The 8,125-nt window shown below is 66.0% G+C and carries 7 protein-coding genes; 4 read left to right on the top strand and 3 right to left on the bottom strand.

Features of this window, described 5'->3' with window-relative positions; all coding sequences use genetic code 11:
* Window positions 1–396 precede the first annotated feature (396 nt).
* Window positions 397–2,622, top strand: a complete 2,226-nt coding sequence (gene katG, locus GGR48_RS16405; RefSeq protein WP_183952916.1) for a catalase/peroxidase HPI — start codon at window positions 397–399, stop codon at window positions 2,620–2,622.
* A 235-nt stretch (window positions 2,623–2,857) separates the two neighbouring features.
* Here katG and GGR48_RS16400 read toward each other — a convergent pair whose 3' ends face one another.
* The 3 genes from GGR48_RS16400 to rplK all read right to left on the bottom strand — a co-directional run bounded on the left by GGR48_RS16400 (window position 2,858) and on the right by rplK (window position 4,904).
* Window positions 2,858–3,598 (bottom strand): FadR/GntR family transcriptional regulator, encoded by a 741-nt coding sequence (locus GGR48_RS16400; RefSeq protein WP_183952912.1) that lies wholly within the window; start codon window positions 3,596–3,598, stop codon window positions 2,858–2,860.
* Window positions 3,599–3,775: 177 nt separating this feature from the next.
* Window positions 3,776–4,468, bottom strand: coding sequence for a 50S ribosomal protein L1 (rplA, locus tag GGR48_RS16395; RefSeq protein ID WP_056433483.1), 693 nt, complete (start codon window positions 4,466–4,468; stop codon window positions 3,776–3,778).
* Window positions 4,469–4,472: 4 nt separating this feature from the next.
* The gene (gene rplK, locus GGR48_RS16390; protein WP_007407063.1) at window positions 4,473–4,904 is read right to left on the bottom strand and encodes a 50S ribosomal protein L11; all 432 of its coding nucleotides are present in this window, start codon (window positions 4,902–4,904) and stop codon (window positions 4,473–4,475) included.
* Window positions 4,905–5,146: 242 nt separating this feature from the next.
* On the opposite strand from rplK, the gene GGR48_RS16385 reads away from it, so the two are divergent.
* From GGR48_RS16385 to GGR48_RS16375, 3 genes are read left to right on the top strand one after another with little or no spacing between them, the layout of a single operon-like run.
* Entirely contained in the window at window positions 5,147–5,917 is a 771-nt protein-coding gene (locus GGR48_RS16385) for a hypothetical protein (protein WP_183952911.1), read from the top strand.
* 10 nt (window positions 5,918–5,927) lie between these two features.
* The gene (locus tag GGR48_RS16380; protein ID WP_183952910.1) at window positions 5,928–7,091 is read left to right on the top strand and encodes a M48 family metallopeptidase; all 1,164 of its coding nucleotides are present in this window, start codon (window positions 5,928–5,930) and stop codon (window positions 7,089–7,091) included.
* On the top strand, window positions 7,088–7,687 hold the full coding sequence (locus GGR48_RS16375) for a hypothetical protein (RefSeq protein WP_240455963.1): 600 nt from the start codon (window positions 7,088–7,090) through the stop codon (window positions 7,685–7,687). The genes GGR48_RS16380 and GGR48_RS16375 overlap by 4 nt, the downstream gene beginning before the upstream one ends.
* The last annotated feature ends 438 nt before the right edge of the window (window positions 7,688–8,125 follow it).

Raw genomic sequence — 8,125 nt, 5'->3', positions numbered from 1 at the left:
GCGGGCGGTGAAAGCCACCACGACGGGGTGCAGCTTACGCTCAAGCATAGCTGCCGGATTGTAGGCGTCACCATGCCATCTGCGTCGATGGGCTGGCGGGATCGGGTGCCAGACGGTCTACGCAGTCCAGCGGCATTCATACTGACAAGGCAGAGAGTTGTCCGATGGTATGAAGCCGTCGATCAATCGGGCAGGCGCATGATGCGCGCGCTCTGCCGATGTTTCGCTACGCCAGCCTGCAACCGGTTCCCCTGACAGGCATTCATGCTGAAGTCGCGGTGCCGATCATGATCGATTATAAAAATCTATCCCGCCCGAAAAATCGGTTGGACAGATTTTACTCGGATACGGCACCTTCAGACATCAAGGTAACACCGGTTGGAAGAGGACACCGAGATGGCCGATTACGAACAGCCCAAGAGCGGCGGTTGCCCGATGGGTGGCAAGGGCGGTGGCGAGGTCAAGGCGCGGTCGCTGCTGGGGCGGACCAACAAGGATTGGTGGCCCGATGCGCTGCCTGTCGATATGCTCCACCAGCATGGCGTTTCGCCCGACCCCATGGGCGAAGACTTCGACTATGCCGAGGCGTTCAACACGCTCGACTATGCCGCACTCAAGGCGGACCTGCTCGCGCTGATGACCGACAGCAAGTCGTGGTGGCCCGCCGACTACGGTCATTATGGTCCGTTCATGATCCGCATGGCCTGGCACGCCGCCGGCACCTATCGCGTGACCGATGGGCGCGGCGGGTCGTCGTCGGGGCAGCAGCGTTTCGAGCCGCTCAACTCCTGGCCAGACAATGGCAATCTCGACAAGGCGCGGCGCCTGTTGTGGCCGATCAAGCAGAAATACGGCAAGCATATCAGCTGGGCCGACCTGTTCATTCTGGCAGGCAATGTCGCGATCGAGAGCATGGGCGGGCCGACCTTCGGTTTCGCGGGCGGCCGCAAGGACGTCTATGCATCGGAAGGCGACACCTTCTGGGGCGCCGAGGAGCTGTGGGTTGATGAAGGCGCGCAGACGCGCATCACCGAGGAACTGCCCGAGCTCGAAGGACCGCTTGCCGCGATCCAGATGGGCCTCATCTACGTCAATCCCGAAGGCCCGGGCGGTGAGCCCGATGCACTGAAATCCGCGCGCGACATGAAAGCGACGTTCCAGCGGATGGCGATGAACTCGGAAGAGACGGTCGCGCTGACCGCCGGTGGCCATGCCTTCGGCAAGGCGCATGGTGCCAAACCGCCCACGGGCTTCAAGAACCCCGCGTCGGAAGCGATCCATCAGCAGGGTCTGGGCTGGCTGACCGACAGTGAAGAGATCGGCCAGGGGCATATCACGACCTCCGGTATCGAGGGCGCCTGGTCGAACAATCCGACCAAGTGGACCGGCGACTATCTGCGGTTGCTGTTCAAGTATGACTATGAGCTGACGCAGAGCCCGGCGGGCGCCAAGCAGTGGACGCCGGTCAATCCGGAGCCGGAGGATATGGCCCCCGACGCGCGCGACCCGAACAAGCGCGTGCCGACCATGATGACCACTGCCGACATGGCGCTGAAGATGGACCCCGAGTTCCGCGAGATCGCGCTGCGCTTCCGTGACGATCAGGCGGCGCTCGACGATGCCTTCGCGCGCGCCTGGTTCAAGCTGACCCACCGCGATATGGGGCCGAAGATCCGCTATCTCGGGCCAGAAGCGCCGGAAGAGACGCTGATCTGGCAGGACCCGGTGCCCGAAGGCACGGCGCCGTCGGATGCCGCCGTAACCGCATTCAAGGGCGCGGTGCTGTCGAGCGGACTGACCGTCGCACAGCTGGTCAAGACCGCCTGGGCCTCGGCCTCGACCTATCGCCGGTCGGATCATCGTGGTGGTGCCAATGGCGCGCGTATCGCGCTGGCGCCGCAGAAGGACTGGGCGGTCAACGAGCCCGAGCAGCTGCAGCAGGTGCTGGCCAAGCTGAACGAGTTGCGCGGCGACATCTCGCTGGCCGATGCGATCGTGCTCGCCGGATCGGCTGCGGTCGAGAAGGCGGCGCGCGATGCCGGGTTCGACATCAGCGTACCCTTCCTGGGTGGCCGCGGCGATGCGACGCAGGAATGGACCGATGTCGAGAGCTTCAAGTGGATGGAGCCGCAGGCCGATGGCTTCCGCAACTATCTGAAGACCCGCAATCCGGTGAAGACCGAGGAACTGCTGCTCGACCGGGCGGCGCTGCTCGGCCTGTCCGCGCCGGAGATGACCGTGCTGGTCGGCGGCCTGCGTGTGCTGGGCGCGAACCACGCCGATGCGCCGGAGGGCGTGCTGACCGATCGTCCGGGTCAACTGACCAACGACTTCTTCGTCAACCTGCTCGACAACGATACCTTCTGGGATCTGGTCGATGCGTCGAGCGACGAGAAGTTCATCGGTTACGACCGTGGCGGCCGTCAGGAAAAGTGGCGGGCGACGCGGACCGACCTGATCTTCGGTTCCAACTCGCAGCTGCGCGCGACCGCCGAGGTCTATGCCGAGAACGGCAATGAGGAAAAGTTCGTACGTGATTTCGTGCGCGCGTGGGTGAAGGTAATGAACGCCGATCGCTTCGACGTGACCGCCAAGCCGGTGTCGGCCAACCAGGCCAGCTAAGCCGGCTGGTGAAAATCGGGGGCGTGGTGCTTTGGACCTGGGTCCGGGGTGCCGCGCCCCCTTTTCGCGTCTCGTGCGGTCTTACCGGATGATGCTATCGTGTCGGATGTCCGACCGGCATGGGGTGATTGACGGGCCTATACGCCGGATGGGGAGGGGCTTGGTCCACTGGCATGGCCGCTGACGTGGGCCCGACCAAGGACGTCATCTTGACCTTCCTTTCAGGGGAAAGCCATCACACCGCGTAGCGCTGGCGGTGCGCGGCGATACGGGCGCGGGCTTCTTCCAGTTCCTGCACCTCGGTGGCGGCGAGGATCGCTTCCAGCACGTTCGTCAGGTGCTGGCGCATCGCGGCACGGGCGCTGTCGGGATTGCGGGCGGCCAGCGCCTCATAAATCGTCAGATGGTCTTCCAGTCGGGGTACGACGCCCGCACCATGCGCCTTATCGCTGAGCAGCCGATATTGCGGCGAGCGGGCGCGGGCCTTCCAGAGCATTTCGACGCTGGCGACCATGGCACTGTTCTGCGTCGCGCGGGCGATGGTTTCGTGGAAGCGCTGGTCGGCCTCTTCGGCGAGTGCAACATCCGCGCTTTCCAGCATGTCGACCAGGCTGCGCAATTCGCCCAGCGTCGCATCGTCGATGCGGGTCGCCGCCAAGGCGCACACCTCGCTCTCGATCGCGCGCCGGGCCTCGAGCAGTTCGAAAGGGCCGATATCGGTTTCGCCGGCCCGGCCGTTATTGGGGGCAGAGGCGATCACATAGACGCCCGATCCCATCCGCACCTCGACCAGACCGTCGAGTTCGAGCGCGATGATCGCCTCCCGCACCGTGGGGCGCGATACCGAGTGGGCCTGCGCCAGGTCGCGCTCGGATGGCAGGCGCTGGCCGACCACATAGCTACCGGAGAGAATATCTGCGCTGATCGCACGCGCCACCTGTTCGTACAGGCGGCCATTTTCGCTCTTTTCGGCCATGGCGCCACCCTATGCGGCCTTACCAGTTGGTTCAAGCTGGTCTGAGGCGTGGCTTGAAGGCGGGCGTGAGGATCCTTGGCCCGGCCGGCCGTCATCACCGCGTGACCGCTCAAAGGAAAAGGGGGCCGGAACCGAAGTCCCGACCCCCTGATCTGTCAGCATGCGCTGGGCTGAGGATTACGCGCCCGGGATTTCCGAGACGTTCACCTTGATGCCGCGGCCCATCGTCGACGAGACGGCGACCTTGCGGACATACTTGCCCTTGGCGCCCGACGGCTTGGCCTTGATCAGAGCGTCGACCAGCGCGTCGAAGTTGGCGCGCAGGTCTTCCGCCGGGAACGACGCCTTGCCGATGCCCGAATGGATGATGCCGGCCTTCTCGACGCGGTACTCGACCTGGCCGCCCTTGGCCGCCTTGACGGCTTCGGCGACGTTCATGGTCACGGTGCCCAGCTTCGGGTTCGGCATCAGGCCCTTGGGGCCCAGCACCTTACCGAGGCGACCGACGACGCCCATCATGTCCGGGGTCGCGATGCAGCGATCGAAGTCGATGGTGCCGCCCTGGATGGTTTCCATCAGGTCTTCGGCGCCCACGACGTCGGCGCCAGCGGCGCGTGCCTCGTCGGCCTTCGCGCCCTTGGCGAACACGCCGACGCGAACGGTCTTGCCGGTGCCCTTGGGCAGGGTGACGACGCCGCGGACCATCTGGTCGGCGTGGCGCGGGTCAACGCCCAGGTTGACGGCGACTTCGATCGTCTCGTCGAACTTCGAGGTCGCGTTGGTACGAGCCAGCGTGATCGCTTCGTCGATGCCGTGCAGCTTCTCGGCGTCGATCTGGACGGCCTTCTGCTTCTTGGTCAGCTTCGCCATGATCTTAGCCCTCCACCACTTCGAGGCCCATCGCGCGGGCGGAGCCTTCGATGATCTTGGTCGCAGCCTCGATATCGTTGGCGTTCAGGTCCTTCATCTTGACCTGGGCGATTTCCGCGAGCTTCGAGCGCGCGATCTTGCCCGCCGACACCTTGCCCGGCTCCTTCGAGCCCGACTTCAGGTTGGCCGCCTTCTTGATGAGGTAGGTCGCAGGCGCGGTCTTCGTCTCGAACGAGAACGAACGGTCGGCATAGACAGTGATGACGGTGGGCAGCGGGGTGCCCTTCTCGACTTCGCCGGTCTGCGCGTTGAACGCCTTGCAGAATTCCATGATGTTCACACCGCGCTGACCCAGCGCCGGGCCGATCGGCGGCGAGGGGTTGGCGGCGCCTGCAGGGACCTGCAGCTTGATATAGCCGGTAATCTTCTTTGCCATGTCACTCTCTTTTCGAGTCTAGCGGTCGTGACGGGCGCGAAGGCATAGGCCAGCGCACCCTCCCGCAAGGGTTCCGTCGCATGATGCTTGGGAAGCGTGCGCCGTTACCCGAAAATGGGGGGAATGGCAAGGCGGGGAATCCGCTTGGCGTGGCCGATCCGGCCATGTCATGCTGCGTTCATGATGGACGAGTCGGCCGGGGGAGATGGCCGGCTCCGCCATCGCGAACGGGGGTTCGATCGATGCGGAGGGGATGGAACGCGCTGGCACTGGCGGCGGCGTTGACGATGGCGGCCGCGCCGCTGGCGGCGCAGGAGAAGACCGGCAACCGGCCCGGCTTCACGCTGGCGCCGGGGACGGCCACCATCGTCCTGATGCGGCCCGAAATCCAGGTCGGCGCGCAATCGACGGGCGGCGCCTATGAACCCAATGCCGACTGGACCGATCAGGCGCGCGAGAATCTGGGCAAGGCGCTGGCCGAGGCGCAGGGCAGGCTGGGCAATCGCGTCGTGAATTTCGTCGAGCCGGTGGGGCAGGGCGCGGCGACCGCGCATGAATATCGCGCGCTGTTCACCACCTTGGCCGACTCGGTCATCACCTATCAGTTCTTTCCGGGCAACCGCCTGCCCACCAAGAAGCGCGAGGACAGCTTCCTGTGGTCGATCGGGCCGGAGGTCGCCAGCCTGCCGGGCGTGCAGGGGGCCGACTATGCGCTGTTCGTGACGACCGAGGATCATTACGGCTCGACCGGGCGCAAGCTGCTTCAGGTCTTCGCCGCAGCGGCGGTCGGGGTCGGCGTCACCTCGGGCATGCACAAGGGCTATGCCGGGCTGATCGACCTGAAGACCGGCGATCTGGTCTGGCTGAACGCCGATCAGGCGATGGGCGGCGATGTGCGCACACCCGAAGGCGCGGCCAAGCGCGTCGCGCAGTTGCTGGAGGGCTTTCCGGGCAAGCCGGTCGAGGCGGCCGCGCCGGCACCTTCGGCTCCCGCCAAGACCGCATCGCGCTGAGGGGGCGATCATGGCGGGATGGATAATCGCCGTTGCGCTGGCCGGCGCGGCGCTGGGGGGCGGCGTGCCGGACAAGCCGGCGCCGCTGCCGCCTTATGGTGCGGCCTATACGCCGACGACGGTCGACGAGCGCGGGCTGTGGCAACAGGCCGACGAGGCGGAGCGCGACCTGCGCGACTCGCCGGTCGTCGTGCGCGACGCGGCGCTGAACGCCTATATGGCAAAGGTGCTCTGCCGGTCGGTCGGGGAGGATCGCTGTCGCGGCGTGCGCATCTATGTGGTGCGCGCGCCGGTCTTCAACGCCTCGATGATGCCCAACGGCATGATGGTCGTCTATACCGGCGCGCTGCTGCGGCTGCGCGACGAGGCGGAGCTGGCGGCGGTGCTCGGCCATGAGTTCGGTCATTTCGAACAGCGCCACACCCTGGCCAGCTTTCGCCGGGGACGGACGATCGGCGACATCATCGCCTGGACGAGCATGATCTCGCCCTACAGCACCTTGCCGGCCAGCCTGATCCAACTGCACTTCGCCTATGACCGCGCGCAGGAAAGCGAGGCCGACATGATGGGCCTGCGCTATCTGACGGCGGCGGGCTATCGGCCGTTCGCGGCCTCGCACATCTGGGAGCGGTTGATGGCGGAGCAGGATGCGACCGCGCTGGGGCGCAAGCGACACGTCACCCATCGCTATGCGGCGGGGTTCTTCGCCGACCATCCGACCCATCTCAGCCGGGCGATCGATCTGCGCGCGGCGGCCGGGAGCGAAGGGGATCGCGGCGACGATGCGCTGGATGCGTTCCAGACGGCGATGCGTCCATGGCGCGCGGGCTTTCTGGCCGACCAGATCAAGCTCAACGATTTCGGCGGGTCCGAATATCTGCTCGCCGAACTGGCGAATGGCGCATGGACGCCCGAGCTGCTGCTGACGCGCGGCGAGCTGTACCGCGAACGCGGCAATCCCCGCGATCTGGTGAGCGCGGCGCAATTCTATCAGCAGGCGATCGACCAGGGCTGCACCGACCCGGTCGCCTGGCGCGGGCTGGGCCTGTCGCTCTTGCGCGGGCAGCAGGTAGCGGCGGGGCGTGCCGCGCTGAAGACCTATCTGGAAAAGGCCCCGGCGGCGAGCGACCGCGCGGCCATGGCGATGTTGATCGGGGAAGGGGGCGTGCAATGAAGAGGTTCGGGAACAGATTCGGGATGGGGGCGATCGGGCTGGCGCTGATCGCGGCACCGGTGGCGGCGGGCAATCGCCTGATCGCGGCGGGGCAGCCGGTGGCGGTCGCCAAGTCGGTGCTGACGGTGACCCCGTCGGTCGAATGGAACAAGCTGGGCGCGCGACCGGGGCGCAATTCGGAGACCTGGACGTTCGACGGCGATGCGCTGAACGACCTGACCTTCTATGGCGGGATCGAGCCTGAGCAGACGCTGTTCCGCGAGGTCAGCAAGCGCAATAAGCCGCTGCCCCGCGTCAAGGTGACGATGCTGGTGACCGACATTCCGACGCTGGTCGAGAACAGCTACCGCATCGCGCTCGACACGCCATTGTTCACCGTCGAGGGGATGGAACCGATGGCCTTTGCCGGCAAGCCGGGCATCCGCTTCACCTATAATTTTACCCGGCCGGACGAGGATCTGCCGCGCAAGGGCGAAGGACGCGGGGCGATCATCGGCGGCAAGCTGTACCTGATCACCTTCGAAGCGCCGCGTCTGCACTATTTCGACGCCGGGGTGACCGCGTTTCGGCAGGTGGCGGACAGCGCCAAATTGTGAAGGGGGCTTCTTCGATCCCACCCGCTGTTCGCACTGAGCGAAGTCGAAGTACAGGGTATGCGCGTGCGGCGGGGGGCGGGGCGTGGGCTTCGACTTCGCTCAGCCTGAACGGGGGCGGGGGTAGCCGGATCGGGGGAGTTTGGTTCGTTTGGCCGGCGAGGGGTGGGTATGCCGGGGGTCTGCCCTCCTCCGAATCCTCACTCGGGTGAAACCTTCTCGCCACTTGTCCCCACCCTCCGTTCGCACTGAGCGAAGTCGAAGTGCACGGGATGCGCGTGCGGCGAGGGCGGGGCGCGGGCTTCGACTTCGCTCAGCCTGAACGGGGGCGGTGGTAGCCGGATCGGGGGAGTTTGGTTCGTTTGGCCGGCGAGGGGGGAGGCGTGGCGGGAGTCTGTCCTCCTCCCGAATCCTCGCTCTGGTGAGGCCTTCTCGCCATTG

Origin of the sequence: Sphingomonas pseudosanguinis, assembly GCF_014196255.1 — a bacterium.
Classification (GTDB): domain Bacteria; phylum Pseudomonadota; class Alphaproteobacteria; order Sphingomonadales; family Sphingomonadaceae; genus Sphingomonas; species Sphingomonas pseudosanguinis.
This window is presented reverse-complemented; position numbering and strand designations above follow the sequence as displayed.

Bases quoted from the DNA above. Each gene is read 5' to 3' on its own strand.
- GGR48_RS16375 (WP_240455963.1), top strand. From the start codon at position 7,088: ATGAAGAGGTTCGGGAACAGATTCGGGATGGGGGCGATCGGGCTGGCG.
- rplK (WP_007407063.1), bottom strand. From the start codon at position 4,904: ATGGCAAAGAAGATTACCGGCTATATCAAGCTGCAGGTCCCTGCAGGC.
- GGR48_RS16380 (WP_183952910.1), top strand. From the start codon at position 5,928: ATGGCGGGATGGATAATCGCCGTTGCGCTGGCCGGCGCGGCGCTGGGG.
- katG (WP_183952916.1), top strand. From the start codon at position 397: ATGGCCGATTACGAACAGCCCAAGAGCGGCGGTTGCCCGATGGGTGGC.
- GGR48_RS16385 (WP_183952911.1), top strand. From the start codon at position 5,147: ATGCGGAGGGGATGGAACGCGCTGGCACTGGCGGCGGCGTTGACGATG.
- rplA (WP_056433483.1), bottom strand. From the start codon at position 4,468: ATGGCGAAGCTGACCAAGAAGCAGAAGGCCGTCCAGATCGACGCCGAG.
- GGR48_RS16400 (WP_183952912.1), bottom strand. From the start codon at position 3,598: ATGGCCGAAAAGAGCGAAAATGGCCGCCTGTACGAACAGGTGGCGCGT.